The following is a 16,729-nucleotide window of genomic DNA, read 5'->3' on the forward strand; positions in this document are numbered from 1 at the left end:
CTACTTCTTCGTCTCCGCGAGGCAGAGAACGACGTCGTGGCCGCCGCCGGACTGGATGTAGGAGATCGTCCAGTCCTTGGTGACGGACTCGCACTTCTTGTCGTCGCTCGTGCCGTCGAACTTCTCAACGACCTTGAACTGAGCATCGCCCGAGGAGCAGTCGACCTCGTTGAGGTCGGGCGAGGATTCGTTGCCCTCGTTGTGCAGGCAGGCGCCGACCGAGGTCGTCTCCGCGTCCGTCGAAGTCGCCCACCAGCCGATGCCCCACTTGGCGACACCGATGACGACGGCGACGACGATGAAGCCGAGGACGCGCGCCACCTTCTTGCCCGCCTTCTTCTGCGGCGCCGGCGGGGGCAGCGGCGCACCCTGGTCGGGAACGGGGGCGTAGGGACCGGGAGTGCCCTGAGCGGGAACCCCCGGCAGGCCGGGCTGCTGCACCGTGGGGTCGGTGGGCGCCTGGGCGTACGGGTTCTGGCCCTGAGGCGGCGGCGTGGTCATGGTGGGTTGTCCCCCCTGGAACATGGGCGCGCTTGGCGCAAAGTAAGACCCACGTAAGTTACCGGCCCCCAGAGACCACTTTGCTCTTCCTAGATCAGTCTGTGGCGTTGATGTGACCCTGACGTGTGAGCAAAGCGGGCCATAATCACCGCAACCGCTCCGTAGATCAAGGACACCGTGATCACGAGGGGCGCCGAGCGTCCGTCCGGCGGCAGCATCAGCGCGGCCACCCCGGCGGCACCCACGAAGGAGACGTTGAAGAGCACGTCGTACACGGAAAAGATCCGGCCACGGAAGCCGTCGTCGACCGAGGACTGCACGATCGTGTCCGTCGCGATCTTCGCGCCTTGTGTGGTCAGCCCCAGGACGAAGGTCGCGGCCAACAGAGGGACCGTGGCGAAGGGAAGGCCCAGGGCGGGTTCCAGTACCGCCGCGGCTCCCGCGCACACGACGATCCAACGTCCGGGCCCGAGCCGCCCCACCGCCCCCGGCGTCAGGACGGCCGCGGCGAAGAAGCCGGCGCCGGAGACGCCCAGGGCCAGCCCCAGAAGGGCCAGGCCGTCGCCGGTGTCGGAGCTCAGGGCGTAACGGCACAGCATCAGCAGCATGACCAGCAGGGCGCCGTAGCAGAACCGCATCAGCGTCATCGCGCCGAGCGCCACCGCCGCTCCCCGGCGGCGCGGTTCGGCGAGGTGACGCATACCGGCCGCCAGGTCGCGGGCGGTCCCGGCGAGCGCCGCCGTGAACCGTGGCTGCACCGAGGCCGAGTCCGGTCCGAGCAGATCCCGTGTCATGCGTAGTGCGGCGAGCGCTCCGCACAGATACAGGGCGGCGCCCAGCAGGACGACGGCCGCGTCGGAGTCCGCGACCGCCAGCCGTACGACGAACGCGAAACCTCCGCCCGCGGTCGCCGCGAGGGTCCCGGCCGTCGGGGAGAGGGAGTTGGCCATCACCAGGCGCTCGGCGTCGACGACCCGGGGCAGTGCCGCGGAGAGACCGGCCAGGACGAAGCGGTTGACCGCGGTGACGCACAGGGCGGAGACGTAGAACAGCCAGTCGGGAACGGGCGCGATCATCAGGACGGCGGTCGCCGCCGCCAGCAGGGCGCGCAGCAGATTGCCGTAGAGGAAGACCTGCCGGCGGCGCCAGCGGTCCAGCAGGACGCCGGCGAAGGGGCCGACCAGGGAGTACGGCAGCAGCAGCACCGCCATCGCCGAGGCGATCGCCGTGGCCGAGGTCTGTTTCTCCGGTGAGAAGACGACGTACGCCGCCAGCGCGACCTGGTAGACGCCGTCGGCGCACTGCGAGAGCAGCCGCACGGCGAGCAGGCGCCGGAAGTTGCCGAATCGCAGCAGGAGGCGCAGATCACGGACGACGGGCATGGGGCACAGCCTCACATACGGAGACGGGCCCCGGGTCGACGACCCGGGGCCCCTCTCCGGCCCTGGCAGGAGCGACTCAGCGAGTCGGAGCGCGCAGCGGGCTCGGCTAGCGCTCGACCTCACCCTTGATGAACTTCTCGACGTTCTCACGGGCCACGTCGTCGAAGTACTGGACCGGCGGGGACTTCATGAAGTAGCTCGACGCGGAGAGGATCGGGCCGCCGATGCCGCGGTCCTTGGCGATCTTGGCGGCGCGCAGCGCGTCGATGATGACGCCGGCGGAGTTCGGGGAGTCCCAGACCTCGAGCTTGTACTCCAGGTTCAGCGGGACGTCGCCGAAGGCGCGGCCTTCGAGGCGCACGTAGGCCCACTTGCGGTCGTCGAGCCAGGCGACGTAGTCGGACGGGCCGATGTGGACGTTCTTCTCGCCGAGCTCACGGTCGGGGATCTGCGAGGTGACGGCCTGCGTCTTGGAGATCTTCTTGGACTCCAGGCGGTCGCGCTCCAGCATGTTCTTGAAGTCCATGTTGCCGCCGACATTCAGCTGCATCGTGCGGTCCAGGACGACGCCGCGGTCCTCGAACAGCTTTGCCATGACGCGGTGCGTGATGGTGGCGCCGACCTGGGACTTGATGTCGTCGCCGACGATCGGGACGCCCGCCTCGGTGAACTTGTCCGCCCACTCCTTTGTGCCGGCGATGAAGACCGGGAGGGCGTTGACGAAGGCGACCTTGGCGTCGATAGCGCACTGGGCGTAGTACTTCGCCGCGTCCTCGGAGCCGACGGGCAGGTAGCAGACGAGGACGTCGACCTGCTTGTCCTTGAGGGCCTGGACGATGTCGACCGGCTCCTCGGCGGACTCCTCGATGGTCTCGCGGTAGTACTTGCCGAGACCGTCCAGGGTGTGGCCGCGCTGCACGGTGACACCGGTGGTGGGCACGTCGCAGATCTTGATGGTGTTGTTCTCGGAGGCGCCGATGGCGTCCGAGAGGTCCAGGCCGACCTTCTTCGCGTCGACGTCGAACGCGGCGACGAACTCGACGTCGCGGACGTGGTAGTCGCCGAACTGGACGTGCATCAGGCCCGGGACCTTGGACGCCGGGTCGGCGTCCTTGTAGTACTCGACGCCCTGCACCAGCGACGCGGCGCAGTTGCCCACGCCGACGATGGCTACGCGAACCGAACCCATTCCGGTTGCTCCCTGTGTGTACGAGTGAGGCCCTGACTGGGCGCTCACGTGGCGGTGTCGTCGGGCGTATCCGTCCGGGGGGTGTCCCCGGTACGGGGCAGGCCGCCCGACGCTCCATGTGTGGTGTCCTGCTGAGCGGATCCCCCGGAAGCGGGACTTCTCAGGTCCCGTCCGGCCCGCTCGCTCTCGATGAGCTCGTTCAGCCAGCGCACTTCGCGCTCCACGGACTCCATTCCGTGGCGCTGGAGCTCAAGCGTGTAGTCGTCGAGGCGCTCCCGGGTGCGCGCGAAGGAGGCGCGCATCTTCTCCAGCCGCTCCTCCAGCCGGCTGCGGCGGCCCTCCAGGACGCGCATGCGCACATCGCGGGAGGTCTGCCCGAAGAAGGCGAAGCGAGCCGCGAAGTGCTCGTCCTCGTACGCGTCGGGCCCGGTCTGGGAGAGCAGGTCCTCGAAGTGGTCCTTACCTTCCGCCGTCAGCCGGTAGACGATCTTGGCACGGCGGCCGGTGAGGGATGCGGCGAGGGCGTCCTCCGGGGTGCTGCCCGCCTCCTCGATCAACCAGCCGTTGGCGACCAGCGTCTTGAGGCAGGGGTAGAGGGTTCCGTAGCTGAACGCCCGGAACACCCCCAGCGACGTGTTGAGCCGTTTGCGCAGCTCGTAACCGTGCATCGGGGATTCGCGGAGGAGACCGAGTACGGCGAACTCCAGGATCCCGGAACGCCGGCTCATGGGTCGCCTCCTCTCTGCCCCGGCCCGCTGTGACGGGCTCCCCAGACGGCTTATGTCGCGCTGATGTATCGACTCGATACATCAGCACGATAGAGCGACCTCCGGGATGCGACAAGCGCGGGTTCCGTGAGCGGGATCACATCGGGCATGAGTTGGGGGCGAGTTGCCGGGTTTGGGGTGAACTTCGGAGCTGGGCAGGTTTTGGCGGTGCGTAGTCTGTGCGCCATGCACACCACCGGGACCCAGGAGACGCCGGGGGGCGTCGAGGTCCTCGGTGCCGTACGGATGAATGCGCAACCGACCGCGTCCGTACTTCGGGGGGACAGGAAACCAGCCGCCGTTTCCAGGCGCGCACGGATGCGCCTGCCCGAGGAGTAATCGTTCGATGAGCGAGCACCGTCGCAAACCGCCGCAGCCGCAGGAGGGCGGACGTGCCGCGGCCCGACGCGGCCAGCCCGGCTCGCCCTCCGGCCGCCGCGCGGCACCGCGAGACGCCACCGGGTCTCCCTCCGACTCCCACGGGTCGGGTAGTTACTACGGGTTGGGAGGCGACGGATCGCCCGGCGGCCGGGCCGAGGCCCGACGCGCGACCCAGAGAAGCGCGGGCGGTGGCCGGCGCAGAGCAGCCGAACCCGCCGCAGGCCGCCGCGGCGTTTCGTCCAGGCCTCCCGGCCGCAAGCGCCTGGTCGACTACCCGCGCGCCGACAAGGACGGCTGGCGTCGCTGGACGCCGTCCTGGAAGCTCGTCGCCGGGCTGTGCGTCGCCTTCTTCGGCAGCCTGGTGGCCGCCGCGGGCATCGGGTACGCCATGGTGGGCATCCCCGAGGTCGACAAGACGGCGGAGGCGCAGAACAACGTCTACTACTGGAAAGACGGCAGCCAGATGGTCGCCACCGGTGGGGAGACGAACCGGCAGATCGTCGATCTCTCGCAGATCCCGGAGGCGATGCGCTGGGCGGTGATCTCGCAGGAGAACAAGACCTTCTACGACGACGCCGGCATCGACCCCAAGGGCATCGCCCGAGCCGTGTTCAACATGGCCCGGGGCGGCCAGACGCAGGGTGGCTCCACCATCACCCAGCAGTACGTCAAGAACGCCATGCTCAACGACCAGTCCCAGACGATCTCCCGCAAGGTCAAGGAGATCTTCGTCGCCGTCAAGGTCGGGGCCGAGGTCGACAAGGACCAGATCCTGGCCGGCTACCTGAACTCGGCGTACTACGGCCGCGGCGCCTACGGGATCCAGGCCGCCGCCCGCGCGTACTTCAACAAGGACGCCATCGACCTCAAGCCCGGTGAGTGCGCCTTCCTGTCCGCCATGCTGAAGGGCGCCACGTACTACGACCCGGCGGGCGCGACGTCGATCGACCCGGCCGCCTCGGCTCAGAACAACTCCCGGCGGGCGCTCCGTCAGATGCAGGACACCCTCGACAAGATGGTCGAGTACAAGCATCTGCCGCTCGCCGAGCGGATCAAGTACACGACCCTCCCGAAGTGGCAGAACCCGCGCTCGAACACCGCGCTGAGCGGGCAGATCGGCTACCTCGTCGACCTCGCCAACAGCTACCTCGTCACGCACAGCGAGGAAACCGGGATCACCGCCGACAAGCTCCGGCTCGGTGGCTACTCGATCCGCACGACCTTCGACAAGAGCAAGGTCAAGGAGCTCGAGACGTCGGTCGCGAAGGTCAAGAAGGCCAACATCAAGCCGGACCAGCGTCCGGAGACGGACACCCATGTCCAGTTCGGCGGGGCCTCCGTGAACCCGGCGAACGGCGCCATCGAGGCGATCTACGGCGGTGAGGACGCCACCAAGCACTTCACCAACAACTCCGACCAGACCGGCGCCCAGGTGGGTTCCACGTTCAAGCCGTTCGTGCTCGCGGCAGCGATGACCTGGGGCGTCCGTGACCCGGATCTGGGCTCGTCGCAGGCCCAGGACGAGCGCACGGTCGTCTCCCCCAAGAGCTTGTTCAGCGGCAAGAACAAGCTGAAGATCAAGGAGTACGACGGATCGGTCTGGAAGAACGAGAAGGGCCAGGAGTGGCTGCAGACCAATGACGGCCAGGCCTCCTACGGCGAACCGCCCAACTTCAAGATCGACCTGCGTGAGGCGATGCGCGAGTCGGTGAACTCCGCCTTCGTGCAGCTGGGCATGGACGTCGGGCTGGACAAGGTGAAGGAGGCCGCGCTCAACGCCGGCCTGAAGAAGGGCAGCCTCACGGGCTCCGGCTTCCCGTCGTTCTCGATCGGCATCTCCGACCCGAGCGCGATCCGGATGGCCGGCGCCTACGCCACCTTCGCGGCCAGCGGCAAGCAGCGTGAGCCCTACTCCGTGGAGAAGGTCACGAGCAAGGACGGCACGATCTTCACGCACAAGACCGTCACGAACCAGGCGTTCACCAAGAAGGTCGCCGACAACGTCACGGACATCCTGAAGACCGTGGTCGACGACGGCACCGGCACCGCCGCCCAGCTGCCCGGCCGCGATGTGGCCGGCAAGACCGGCACCACCGACGGCAACAAGTCGGCCTGGTTCGTCGGCTACACGCCGCAGCTGTCGACGGCCGTCACCATGTTCCGTTACGACGACAACGAGTCGAACAAGAACCGCACGTTCCTGGAGATGTTCGGCACGGGTGGACAGAAGAAGATCCACGGCGCCTCGTTCCCGGCCGAGATCTGGCACGACTACATGGCCGAGGCCATGGACGGCCTGCCGGTGAAGGACTTCCCAGCTCCGGAGGAGATCGGCGAGGTCCTGAACAAGGACCCGATCCCGACTCCCACCCCGTCGGTCACCGAGACCGAGGAGGAATCGCCCTCTCCGTCGCCGAGTCCCAGCAAGACCAAGGTCGAGCCCTCGCCCTCGCCGAGCGAGACCTGCACCAAGTTCTTCGGCTGTGACGACGACCAAACGGGCGGAGCGAACAACAACGGAGGCGCCAACGGTGGGCCGGGCGGCGACATCAGTCCGTCCCCCAGCCTCTCGGAGTCCCCAGGCACCAGCAGAGGCAGTGACGGCGGAGGCTTCTTCGGCGCCCCGAACGGTTAGTCCGTAACGCCCCGCAAGGCTGTTTCACGTGAAACATGTCCGTGTTTCACGTGAAACGAGGACCGTCTCACCCGACCAGGTGGGGCGGTCCTCGGCTTTTCCCTAGGTGGGTACGGCAGGATGTCGCCCATGCCCAGTGCAGAATCGACGCCAGCGCGCGTGCACGACCCGGAGCCGGTACGGCCCACCCAGGACGACGAGATCGCCAAGGCCGGCAGCGAACTGATCGGCGGCCCTCTGGGACGGCACGCCCTGACCGGGATGTCCTGGCTGACTCCCGTACGGGTCATCGCGCTCGTGGCGATCGGGATGTTCGCCCTCGGCCTGGTCCAGAAGGCGCCCTGCTACGACGGCGGCTGGTTCTACGGGGCCAGTTCCCAGTACACGCACGCCTGTTACTCGGACATCCCGCACCTCTACGCGGGACGCGGCTTCGCCGACGGGCTGGTGCCGTACTTCGACAAACTCCCCGGCGACATGGCCTACCTCGAATACCCGGTGCTGACCGGTGTGTTCATGGAGGTGGCCAGCTGGCTGACGCCGGGGAGCGGCACCGTCCAGCACCAGGAGCAGTGGTACTGGATGGTCAACGCCGGGATGCTGATGGTGTGCGCGGCGGCCATCGCCGTCTGCGTGACCCGGACGCACGCCCGACGTCCCTGGGACGGTCTGCTGGTCGCCCTTGCGCCGGCCTTCGCGCTGACCGCGACGATCAACTGGGACCTGCTGGCGGTCGCTCTGACGGCCGCGGCGATGCTGATGTGGTCCCGGAGCAGGCCCCTCGCCTTCGGCGTCCTCCTGGGGCTCGCCACGGCCGCCAAGCTCTATCCCGTCTTCCTGCTGGGACCGCTGCTGGTGCTGTGCTGGCGCGCGGGGAAGTGGCGGGCCTACGCCACCGCCGTTGCGGGCGCGCTCGTCGCATGGCTCGTGGTCAACCTGCCGGTGATGCTGTTCGCCTTCGACGGCTGGTCGAAGTTCTACACCTTCAGCCAGGAGCGCGGCGTCGACTTCGGGTCCTTCTGGCTGATCCTGGCCCAGAACTCCAGCGATCCCCTCACCACCGGCAGCGTCAACACCCTGGCCACCGCCCTGGTGGGGGTGAGCTTCCTCGGCATCGCGTGGCTCACGCTGACCGCCCCGCGCCGCCCTCGCTTCGCCCAGCTCGCCTTCCTGATGGTCGCTGCCTTCATCCTCACCAACAAGGTCTATTCGCCGCAGTACGTCCTGTGGCTGGTGCCGCTGGCGGCACTGGCCAGGCCCAAGTGGCGGGACTTCCTGATCTGGCAGGTCTCGGAGGTCGTGTACTTCCTCGGGATCTGGATGTACCTCGCCTACACGACCAGCGGAGACGCCCACAAGGGTCTGCCCACCGACGGCTACCACTGGGCGGTCGGCGTGCACCTCCTGGGCACGTTCTACCTCTGTGTCATGGTGGTGCGGGACATCCTCACGCCGGAGCGGGACGTGGTCCGTCAGGCCGGTGAGGACGATCCCTCGGGGGGAGTGCTCGACGGGGCGGACGACGTCTTCGTCCTCGGCGCGACGAACCCTCCGCCCCGGCACGAGGCGAGCTTCGACGACCCCGGGGCGGACTGGGGCAAGCAACCGACGGCCGACAGTTCGCCCTGAGCGAACACACTGCCGCCCGAGCGGACGAAAGGCCGTGCACGGACACTCCGTGTACGGCCTTCGTTGGTTCCGCGCGGATGACTGAGCGCGGTGCTCAGCGGTCCAGGATCCGGTCGAACTGCGTGGTGGTGTGCCGCAGATGGGCCACGAGCTCCTCGCCGACCTGGGGCTCGGGGGCGTCCGAAGGCACGAACAGGATCGACACCTGCATGTGCGGGGGCTCGGCGAACCAGCGCTGCTTGCCGCCCCAGACGAACGGCGAGAGGTTCCGGTTCACGGTGGCGAGGCCGGCCCTGGCGACGCCCTTGGCGCGCGGCATCACGCCGTGCAGAGCCTTGGGGGCCTCCAGACCCACTCCGTGCGACGTACCGCCCGCCACGACCACCAGGAAGCCGTCGGAGGCGGCCTTCTGCTGGCGGTAGCCGAACCGGTCACCCTTGGCGACGCGGGTGACGTCCAGAACGGCGCCCCGGTACTCGGTGGCCTCGTGGTCCCCCAGCCACAGCCGCGTGCCGATACGGGCGCGGAACCGGGTCTGCGGGAACTGCTGCTGGAGCCGGGCGAGGTCTTCCGCCTTGAGGTGGCTGACGAACATCGTGTGCAGCGGCAGCCGGGCCGCGCGCAGCCGGTCCATCCAGCCGATGACCTCCTCGACGGCGTCGGAGCCGTCGGTGCGGTCCAGCGGCAGGTGGATCGCGAACCCTTCAAGGCGGACGTTCTCTATGGCGGCGTGCAGTTGGTGAAGGTCCTGCTCGCTGATGCCGTGCCGCTTCATCGAGGACATCACCTCGATGACCACGCGGGCGCCCACGAGGCCGTACACGCCGTCGATCGACGACACCGAGCGCACGACGCGGTCGGGCAGCGGGACGGGCTCCTCGCCGCGCCGGTAGGGGGTCAGCACCAGCAGGTCGCCGCTGAAGAAGTCCTTGATGCGCGCGGCCTCGTACGTGGTGCCGACGGCCAGGACGTCGGAGCCCAGCCGTGTGGCCTCCTCGGCGAGCCGCTCGTGCCCGAATCCGTAGCCGTTGCCCTTGCAGACCGGGACGAGTCCCGGGAACTGCTCCTGCACGTGCTTGTGGTGCGCCCGCCAGCGCGCGGTGTCGACGTAAAGCGTGAGCGCCATGGCCGGACCCGGAACCTTTCTTGTGGCTGCGGTTGGTGTGGAGGTGAGCGAAGCTCGGAGAAGGGAGAGGCTGTCAGCGGCGCGACATGTAGATGTCGAGCGCCTTGTGGAGCAGCTTGTTCAGCGGGAAGTCCCACTCGCCGAGGTACTCGGCGGCCTGTCCGCCCGTGCCCACCTTGAACTGGATCAGGCCGAACAGGTGGTCCGACTCGTCCAGCGAGTCGGAGATGCCGCGCAGGTCGTAGACGGTCGCGCCGAGCGCGTAGGCGTCGCGCAGCATCCGCCACTGCATGGCGTTCGAGGGACGGAACTCGCGGCCGATGTTGTCGGAGGCGCCGTAGGAGTACCACACGTGCCCGCCGACGATCAGCATGGTCGCCGCCGACAGGTTCACCCCGTTGTGGCGGGCGAAGTACAGCCGCATGCGGTTCGGGTCCTCGGTGTTGAGAGCCGTCCACATGCGCTGGAAGTACGACAGCGGGCGCGGCCGGAAGTGGTCGCGCACGGCCGTGATCTCGTACAGCCGCTGCCACTCCTCCAGGTCGTGGTAGCCGCCCTGGACGACCTCGACGCCGGCCTTCTCGGCCTTCTTGATGTTGCGGCGCCACAGCTGGTTGAAGTTCTTGTGCACCTCTTCGAGGGAACGGTTCGCCAGCGGCACCTGGTAGACGTACCGGGGCTGGACGTCACCGAAGCCGGCGCCGCCGTCCTCGCCCTGCTGCCAGCCCATGCGGCGCAGCTTGTCGGCCACCTCGAAGGCACGCGGCTCGATGAAGTCGGCCTCGATGTCGCGCAGTCGCTTGACGTCCGGGTTCTGGATGCCCGCCTTGATGGAGGTGGCCTCCCAGCGACGGATGATCACCGGCGGGCCCATCTTCACGGAGAAGGCGCCCTGTTGCCGCAGGTGCGCGAGCATCGGTTCCAGCCACTCGGTCAGGTTCGGCGCGTACCAGTTGATGACCGGGCCCTCGGGCAGATAGGCCAAGTACCGCTTGATCTTGGGGAGTTGACGGTAGAGGACGAGGCCGGCGCCGACGAGTTCGCCGGTCCTGTCGTCGAACCAGCCGAGGTTCTCCGACCGCCACTCGGCCTTGACGTCGGCCCAGGCCGGAACCTGCATGTGGCTCGCCGACGGCAGGCTCTGGATGTACGCCAGATGCTGCTCGCGGCTGATCGTCCTCAGGGTCAGGCTCATTCGGGGCGCTCCTCGGGCTGGTGTGTCCCCATGGGTACAGGGGCTCCTGGCTCTCGCGCGAAGCCTACTGCGCCTGAGGAGCGGCCCGACCGGGCGCACGGGACCTTCGCCCCGGCCGGCGAGGCGGCAGGGGCGGTTCGCGGATCCGACGGTCGTCAGTCGTGCATGAGGGTGCGGACGGTGTCGCGGTGCCGGGTCGGCGTGGCTCAGCTCACCAGAGGCCGCCGAAGAGGCCGCCGTGCGCCATGCCGAGGAAGAAGCCGACGCCGGAGGCGCCGAGGCCCAGGATCAGGAAGAAGCGCTCACGGGTGGTCTCGGAGATCCACTGTCCGTAGGCGCCGGTGAAGATCCCCACCAAGCCGGCCCACGAGCTGAGCAGGTGGAGGTTGTCGAACATCGCCGTGATGAAGGACACCGCCCCGAGCAGCAGGGTCGCCGCCATCATGGCGTGCTGCACGGGATGGGGTCGGCCGTCGGTGGCGAAGAGAGAGCCGGCGGTGTTGGGTCGCAATGCCTGTGCCATAGGGCACCTCCTGCGGAAGGCGGCGCATCGTAGCGCCGTACACACCCGATGCGTACAGACTGAGGGTCCTCCCGGGCGGATTTCAACCGCAAGCACGCATGCAGGTAGTCTGTACCGTCTGCACCGGTGTCTGCCCAGGCACAGCCAGGGCTTCCGCCCAGCTCGGCGCGGGGACGTCGCAAGCCGACCCCGACTGTCAGTGGCGGCCGATACCGTTGCGAACGCATCACAACCCTCCTGCCACGGAACGACCGTGGCCGCTGAGTCCGAAGGAGGTGGGTTCCACATGCGTCACTACGAGGTGATGGTCATCCTCGACCCCGATCTCGAGGAGCGCGCTGTCTCCCCGCTGATCGAGAACTTCCTCTCCGTCGTCCGTGAGGGCAACGGAAAGGTGGAGAAGGTCGACACCTGGGGCCGTCGTCGTCTCGCGTACGAGATCAAGAAGAAGCCCGAGGGCATCTACTCGGTCATCGACCTGCAGGCCGAGCCTGCGGTCGTCAAGGAGCTCGACCGCCAGATGAACCTGAACGAGTCGGTCCTCCGGACCAAGGTCCTCCGTCCCGAGACCCACTGAGCTCTCCCGCTCAGCTGATCTCGGGAATCTGAGTAGCAGCACCAGCAGCCAGCAGCAGCAAACCCGCCGAGAGGTTCCCCATGGCAGGCGAGACCGTCATCACGGTCATCGGCAATCTCGTCGATGACCCCGAGCTGCGCTTCACCCCCTCCGGTGCGGCGGTCGCGAAGTTCCGTGTCGCGTCCACCCCCCGCACCTTCGACCGCCAGACGAACGAGTGGAAGGACGGCGAAAGCCTCTTCCTGACCTGCTCGGTCTGGCGGCAGGCGGCGGAGAACGTCGCCGAGTCGCTCCAGCGTGGCATGCGCGTCGTCGTGCAGGGCCGGCTGAAGCAGCGGTCCTACGAGGACCGCGAGGGCGTCAAGCGCACGGTCTTCGAGCTGGACGTCGAGGAGGTCGGCCCCAGCCTGCGCAACGCCACGGCCAAGGTCACCAAGACCACCGGTCGCGGTGGCCAGGGTGGCGGAGGCGGTTACAGCGGCAGCCAGGGTGGCGGCGGCTGGGGCGGTGGCCCCGGCGGCGGCCAGCAGGGCGGCGCCCCCTCCGACGACCCGTGGGCGAGCAGCGCTCCCGCCGGTGGCAACTCCGGCGGCGGTGGCGGCGGCTGGGGTGGGAACTCCGCCGGCGGCAGCGGTGGCGGCTACTCGGACGAGCCCCCCTTCTAAGGGCGGGTTCGCGTCCCAACTTCTTGATCACACAGGAGAAACACCATGGCGAAGCCGCCTGTGCGCAAGCCTAAGAAGAAGGTCTGCGCTTTCTGCAAGGACAAGGTCACGTACGTGGACTACAAGGACACGAACATGCTGCGGAAGTTCATTTCCGACCGCGGCAAGATCCGTGCCCGCCGCGTGACCGGCAACTGCACGCAGCACCAGCGTGACGTCGCCACGGCCGTCAAGAACAGCCGTGAGATGGCGCTGCTGCCCTACACCTCCACCGCGCGATAAGGGAAGGGTGACCGACACATGAAGATCATCCTCACCCACGAGGTCTCCGGCCTCGGCGCCGCGGGCGACGTCGTCGACGTCAAGGACGGTTACGCTCGCAACTACCTGATCCCGCGGAAGTTCGCTATCCGCTGGACCAAGGGTGGCGAGAAGGACGTCGAGCAGATCCGTCGCGCTCGCAAGATCCACGAGATCCAGACCATCGAGCAGGCCAACTCCGTGAAGGCCCAGCTCGAGGGCGTGAAGGTCCGCCTGGCCGTCCGCTCCGGCGACGCCGGTCGTCTCTTCGGTTCCGTCACCCCGGCCGACATCGCCTCGGCGATCAAGGCTGCCGGTGGCCCCGAGGTCGACAAGCGCCGCATCGAGCTCGGTTCGCCGATCAAGACCCTGGGCGCCCACGAGACGTCCGTGCGTCTGCACCCCGAGGTTGCCGCCAAGGTCAACATCGAGGTCGTCTCGGCCTGATCGCCGTGCTCGGCTCGCAGAGCTGAGAAGGGGCCGCACCTTCCGAGGTGCGGCCCCTTCCGCGTGTCCGGAAGCGAGTCACGGTTCCACGTGAAACGAGTCGGCTCGCAGTCCGGGGGTAAGGCCCCGGCCCGTGTCAGCGTGTTGCGCCGGTCACTACCCAGCGACCGGACCGGGCGCGGAGCCACAGGGTCAGCAACCGCACCGCCATCATCAACGTCATCGCGCCCCACAGGGCGGTCAGCCCGCCGCCGAGCACCGGTACGAGCACGGCCACCGGTGCGAAGACGGCCAGCGTGAGCACCATCGCCCACGCCAGGTAGGGGCCGTCCCCCGCGCCCATCAGTACGCCGTCGAGGACGAAGACGACGCCGCAGATCGGCTGGGAGAGCGCCACCACGAGCAGAGCCGGCAGCGCGGTGTCCTTCACGATCGGATCGCCGCTGAACAGGGGGAGGACGAGCGGTCGCGAGACCACGACGAGCACTCCGAGCACCACGCCTACGGCGACGCCCCACTCGACCATGCGGCGGCAGGCGGCCCGGGCGCCCTGGGCGTCGCCGGCGCCGAGATAGCGCCCGATGATCGCCTGCCCTGCGATGGCGATGGCGTCGAGAGCGAAGGCGAGCAGGCTCCACAGCGACAGGATGATCTGATGCGCCGCGATGTCGGCGTCGCCGAGACGCGCTGCCACCGCCGTGGCGATCATGAGGACGGCGCGCAGGGGGAGGGTGCGCACCAACAGCGGTGCTCCGGTCTGGGCCGATGCCCGTATTCCGGCGGCGTCGGGACGCAGCGAGGCTCCGTGACGGCGGGCGCCCCGGACCACCACGGCGAGGTAGACGACGGCCATGCCGCACTGAGCGACGACGGTGCCCCAGGCGGAGCCGGCGATGCCGAGCCCCGCCCCGTAGACGAGCCCCACGTTGAGGAGGGCGTTGGCGAGGAAGCCCGAGATGGCGACGTAGAGCGGTGTCCTCGTGTCCTGCAGTCCGCGGAGAACGCCGGTCGCGGCCAGCACGACGAGCATGGCCGGTATGCCGAGCGCCGAGATGCGCAGATAGGTGATCGCGTAGGGGGCGGCGGTGTCGGAGGCGCCGAACGCCTCCACGAGCGCGGGTGCCGTGGGCAGGACGACGGCGATCACGGCGGCGCCGAGCAGCAGCGCCAGCCAGATGCCGTCCATGCCTTGGCGGATGGCCGCCGGGAGGTCTCCGGCCCCCACCCGACGGGCGACGGCCGCCGTGGTGGCGTAGGCGAGGAAGACGAAGACGCTCACGGCGGTCGTGAGGAGTGCGGAGGCGATGCCCAGGCCGGCGAGCTGAGCCGTGCCGAGGTGGCCCACGATCGCGCTGTCGACCATGACGAAGAGAGGCTCGGCGACGAGCGCTCCGAAGGCCGGAACTGCCAGTGCGACGATCTCACGATCATGTTGTCGCCGGGTGGCCTTGGCGGTCGCGGGAACCTGTGTCATGAGCACCAATCCAATCTTCCACAGGTAAGTGATGCTACAACCCCCTGCCTCTTACAGGGCTTCCGGTCGGGCCGCTTCTCGCGCACCGTTCGACGCGATCTTGGCCCGACCGGGAAACTTTTTCTTCTGCACAGCCCGTGGATGGTGAAACTGCAGGTCAGGGCGATTCCCTCGTGAAATACGAGGGCTTGTTCACAGGGCTGTCCACCGGGTCGTGCACAGGTTTCGCGGAGTTCTCCACAGCATAGGGCCGGTCGTCCACATGGCCTGTGGATAACCAGATTGGCTGACGCCGCTCACGGGCCTACCGTGGTCCGGCGCCCGCTCCGTCCACCGGCTGGGGAACCCCTGCGGAACCCACCCGCCAGGACCGGAGTTGGGCCTCTCAGTTGTCAGTGCCGTGGCGTAGAAATGACGTGCCCGGCGAGGTCCGCTCCGCGGACGGGAGGAGGTGGCTCGGTGAGCATTTCCGAGCCCTTGGACGATCCCTGGGCCGACGCTGGCCCCAGCGATCGTCTGCCCTCCTCCCGGCGGCGCGGCGACGTGGGCCGCGGACGGGACGAACAGCACGACCGGGGCCGGGACAGCGGCGAGTGGGACGGCGGCGGCACGGCCTTCGAGCGGGTGCCGCCCCAGGATCTGGACGCCGAACAGTCCGTGCTCGGCGGCATGCTCCTGTCCAAGGACGCCATCGCCGACGTGGTGGAGATCCTCAAGGGCCACGACTTCTACAAGCCCGCCCACGAGACGATCTACCAGGCGATCCTCGACGTCTACGCCAAGGGCGAGCCAGCCGACCCCATCACCATCGCCGCCGAGCTCACCAAGCGCGGCGAGATCAACAAGGTCGGCGGCGCGTCGTACCTGCACACGCTCGTCCAGACCGTGCCCACGGCCGCCAACGCCGAGTACTACGCGGAGATCGTCCACGAGCGGGCGGTGCTGCGCCGCCTGGTCGAGGCCGGCACCCGCATCACCCAGATGGGATACGCGGCCGACGACGACGTCGACGAGATCGTCAACCGTGCCCAGGCGGAGATCTACGCCGTCACCGAGCAGCGCACCAGCGAGGACTACCTCCCCCTGGGCGACATCATGGAAGGCGCCCTCGACGAGATCGAGGCGATCGGCTCGCGCAGCGGCGAGATGACCGGTGTGCCGACCGGCTTCACCGACTTCGACTCGCTCACCAACGGGCTGCATCCCGGTCAGATGATCGTCATCGCCGCCCGTCCCGCCATGGGAAAGTCCACGCTCGCGCTGGACTTCGCACGGGCCGCGTCGATCAAGAACAACCTGCCCAGCGTGATCTTCTCCCTGGAGATGGGGCGCAACGAGATCGCGATGCGCCTGCTGTCCGCCGAGGCGCGGGTCGCCCTGCACCACATGCGTTCCGGGACGATGACCGACGAGGACTGGACCCGGCTCGCCCGCCGGATGCCGGACGTCTCGGCCGCCCCGCTCTTCATCGACGACTCCCCGAACCTGTCGATGATGGAGATCCGGGCCAAGTGCCGCCGTCTCAAGCAGCGCAATGACATCAGGCTGGTCGTCATCGACTATCTCCAGCTGATGCAGTCCGGCGGCTCCAAGCGCGCCGAGAACCGCCAGCAGGAGGTCTCGGACATGTCCCGTAACCTCAAGCTCCTCGCCAAGGAGCTGGAGATCCCCGTGATCGCGCTGTCCCAGCTCAACCGTGGCCCCGAGCAGCGCACCGACAAGAAGCCCATGGTCTCCGACCTGCGTGAGTCGGGCTCCATCGAGCAGGACGCCGACATGGTGATCCTGCTGCACCGTGAGGACGCGTACGAGAAGGAGTCGCCGCGGGCGGGCGAGGCCGACCTGATCGTGGCCAAGCACCGTAACGGCCCCACGGCGACGATCACGGTCGCCTTCCAGGGCCACTACTCACGCTTCGTGGACATGGCCCAGACCTGA

At 68.3% G+C, this 16,729-nt stretch carries 15 protein-coding genes; 7 read left to right on the forward strand and 8 right to left on the reverse strand.

Going from position 1 to position 16,729, the window contains the following annotated elements; translation table 11 throughout:
• The 4 genes from ACIOC0_RS09185 to ACIOC0_RS09200 all read right to left on the reverse strand — a co-directional run bounded on the left by ACIOC0_RS09185 (position 1) and on the right by ACIOC0_RS09200 (position 3,800).
• Entirely contained in the window at positions 1 to 501 is a 501-nt protein-coding gene (locus ACIOC0_RS09185) for a hypothetical protein (protein WP_402153977.1), read from the reverse strand.
• An 89-nt stretch (positions 502 to 590) separates the two neighbouring features.
• Positions 591 to 1,883 carry an MFS transporter gene (locus ACIOC0_RS09190; protein WP_402153979.1) on the reverse strand — a complete coding sequence of 431 codons (1,293 nt, stop codon included), beginning with the start codon at positions 1,881 to 1,883 and terminating at the stop codon, positions 591 to 593.
• A gap of 106 nt (positions 1,884 to 1,989) precedes the next feature.
• On the reverse strand, positions 1,990 to 3,072 hold the full coding sequence (locus ACIOC0_RS09195) for an inositol-3-phosphate synthase (RefSeq protein WP_130439174.1): 1,083 nt from the start codon (positions 3,070 to 3,072) through the stop codon (positions 1,990 to 1,992).
• A gap of 44 nt (positions 3,073 to 3,116) precedes the next feature.
• Positions 3,117 to 3,800 carry a helix-turn-helix transcriptional regulator gene (locus tag ACIOC0_RS09200; protein ID WP_352251210.1) on the reverse strand — a complete coding sequence of 228 codons (684 nt, stop codon included), beginning with the start codon at positions 3,798 to 3,800 and terminating at the stop codon, positions 3,117 to 3,119.
• Between the two features lie 385 nt (positions 3,801 to 4,185).
• Between ACIOC0_RS09200 and ACIOC0_RS09205 the strand changes: the two genes are divergently transcribed.
• Positions 4,186 to 6,855, forward strand: coding sequence for a transglycosylase domain-containing protein (locus tag ACIOC0_RS09205; RefSeq protein WP_402153981.1), 2,670 nt, complete (start codon positions 4,186 to 4,188; stop codon positions 6,853 to 6,855).
• 129 nt (positions 6,856 to 6,984) lie between these two features.
• Complete coding sequence (locus ACIOC0_RS09210) at positions 6,985 to 8,484, forward strand: glycosyltransferase family 87 protein (RefSeq protein ID WP_402153983.1); 1,500 nt, start codon at positions 6,985 to 6,987, stop codon at positions 8,482 to 8,484.
• Between the two features lie 94 nt (positions 8,485 to 8,578).
• Here ACIOC0_RS09210 and ACIOC0_RS09215 read toward each other — a convergent pair whose 3' ends face one another.
• The 3 genes from ACIOC0_RS09215 to ACIOC0_RS09225 form a co-directional block, all read right to left on the reverse strand.
• Entirely contained in the window at positions 8,579 to 9,610 is a 1,032-nt protein-coding gene (locus ACIOC0_RS09215) for an alanine racemase (RefSeq protein ID WP_130439180.1), read from the reverse strand.
• Between the two features lie 73 nt (positions 9,611 to 9,683).
• Positions 9,684 to 10,805 carry a peptidoglycan bridge formation glycyltransferase FemX gene (gene femX, locus ACIOC0_RS09220; RefSeq protein ID WP_130439182.1) on the reverse strand — a complete coding sequence of 374 codons (1,122 nt, stop codon included), beginning with the start codon at positions 10,803 to 10,805 and terminating at the stop codon, positions 9,684 to 9,686.
• Positions 10,806 to 11,016: 211 nt separating this feature from the next.
• The gene (locus ACIOC0_RS09225; protein WP_130439184.1) at positions 11,017 to 11,328 is read right to left on the reverse strand and encodes a hypothetical protein; all 312 of its coding nucleotides are present in this window, start codon (positions 11,326 to 11,328) and stop codon (positions 11,017 to 11,019) included.
• A gap of 286 nt (positions 11,329 to 11,614) precedes the next feature.
• Between ACIOC0_RS09225 and rpsF the strand changes: the two genes are divergently transcribed.
• The 4 genes from rpsF to rplI all read left to right on the forward strand — a co-directional run bounded on the left by rpsF (position 11,615) and on the right by rplI (position 13,317).
• Complete coding sequence (rpsF, locus tag ACIOC0_RS09230; protein WP_004950685.1) at positions 11,615 to 11,905, forward strand: 30S ribosomal protein S6; 291 nt, start codon at positions 11,615 to 11,617, stop codon at positions 11,903 to 11,905.
• A gap of 80 nt (positions 11,906 to 11,985) precedes the next feature.
• Positions 11,986 to 12,570: a single-stranded DNA-binding protein gene (locus ACIOC0_RS09235; protein WP_402153986.1), complete on the forward strand. Its 585-nt coding sequence runs from the start codon at positions 11,986 to 11,988 to the stop codon at positions 12,568 to 12,570.
• Positions 12,571 to 12,615: 45 nt separating this feature from the next.
• Positions 12,616 to 12,852: a 30S ribosomal protein S18 gene (gene rpsR, locus ACIOC0_RS09240; protein ID WP_003949403.1), complete on the forward strand. Its 237-nt coding sequence runs from the start codon at positions 12,616 to 12,618 to the stop codon at positions 12,850 to 12,852.
• 18 nt (positions 12,853 to 12,870) lie between these two features.
• Positions 12,871 to 13,317: a 50S ribosomal protein L9 gene (gene rplI, locus ACIOC0_RS09245; protein WP_130439189.1), complete on the forward strand. Its 447-nt coding sequence runs from the start codon at positions 12,871 to 12,873 to the stop codon at positions 13,315 to 13,317.
• Positions 13,318 to 13,453: 136 nt separating this feature from the next.
• Here the strand turns inward: rplI and ACIOC0_RS09250 are convergent, their stop codons facing one another.
• Positions 13,454 to 14,791: an MATE family efflux transporter gene (locus ACIOC0_RS09250; RefSeq protein WP_402153988.1), complete on the reverse strand. Its 1,338-nt coding sequence runs from the start codon at positions 14,789 to 14,791 to the stop codon at positions 13,454 to 13,456.
• 459 nt (positions 14,792 to 15,250) lie between these two features.
• On the opposite strand from ACIOC0_RS09250, the gene dnaB reads away from it, so the two are divergent.
• A complete protein-coding gene (gene dnaB, locus ACIOC0_RS09255; RefSeq protein WP_130439193.1) occupies positions 15,251 to 16,729 on the forward strand; it encodes a replicative DNA helicase in 1,479 nt (492 codons plus the stop codon).

It is taken from the genome of Streptomyces sp. NPDC088254, assembly GCF_044740925.1.
Taxonomy (GTDB): domain Bacteria; phylum Actinomycetota; class Actinomycetes; order Streptomycetales; family Streptomycetaceae; genus Streptomyces.

What these genes read in the sequence shown, in the direction of transcription:
- ACIOC0_RS09190 (WP_402153979.1), bottom strand. Translation starts at nt 1,883, where the DNA reads ATGCCCGTCGTCCGTGATCTGCGCCTCCTGCTGCGATTCGGCAACTTC.
- ACIOC0_RS09235 (WP_402153986.1), top strand. Translation starts at nt 11,986, where the DNA reads ATGGCAGGCGAGACCGTCATCACGGTCATCGGCAATCTCGTCGATGAC.
- ACIOC0_RS09210 (WP_402153983.1), top strand. Translation starts at nt 6,985, where the DNA reads ATGCCCAGTGCAGAATCGACGCCAGCGCGCGTGCACGACCCGGAGCCG.
- rpsR (WP_003949403.1), top strand. Translation starts at nt 12,616, where the DNA reads ATGGCGAAGCCGCCTGTGCGCAAGCCTAAGAAGAAGGTCTGCGCTTTC.
- ACIOC0_RS09215 (WP_130439180.1), bottom strand. Translation starts at nt 9,610, where the DNA reads ATGGCGCTCACGCTTTACGTCGACACCGCGCGCTGGCGGGCGCACCAC.
- ACIOC0_RS09225 (WP_130439184.1), bottom strand. Translation starts at nt 11,328, where the DNA reads ATGGCACAGGCATTGCGACCCAACACCGCCGGCTCTCTCTTCGCCACC.
- ACIOC0_RS09195 (WP_130439174.1), bottom strand. Translation starts at nt 3,072, where the DNA reads ATGGGTTCGGTTCGCGTAGCCATCGTCGGCGTGGGCAACTGCGCCGCG.
- ACIOC0_RS09200 (WP_352251210.1), bottom strand. Translation starts at nt 3,800, where the DNA reads ATGAGCCGGCGTTCCGGGATCCTGGAGTTCGCCGTACTCGGTCTCCTC.
- femX (WP_130439182.1), bottom strand. Translation starts at nt 10,805, where the DNA reads ATGAGCCTGACCCTGAGGACGATCAGCCGCGAGCAGCATCTGGCGTAC.
- ACIOC0_RS09185 (WP_402153977.1), bottom strand. Translation starts at nt 501, where the DNA reads ATGACCACGCCGCCGCCTCAGGGCCAGAACCCGTACGCCCAGGCGCCC.
- rpsF (WP_004950685.1), top strand. Translation starts at nt 11,615, where the DNA reads ATGCGTCACTACGAGGTGATGGTCATCCTCGACCCCGATCTCGAGGAG.
- ACIOC0_RS09250 (WP_402153988.1), bottom strand. Translation starts at nt 14,791, where the DNA reads ATGACACAGGTTCCCGCGACCGCCAAGGCCACCCGGCGACAACATGAT.
- ACIOC0_RS09205 (WP_402153981.1), top strand. Translation starts at nt 4,186, where the DNA reads ATGAGCGAGCACCGTCGCAAACCGCCGCAGCCGCAGGAGGGCGGACGT.
- rplI (WP_130439189.1), top strand. Translation starts at nt 12,871, where the DNA reads ATGAAGATCATCCTCACCCACGAGGTCTCCGGCCTCGGCGCCGCGGGC.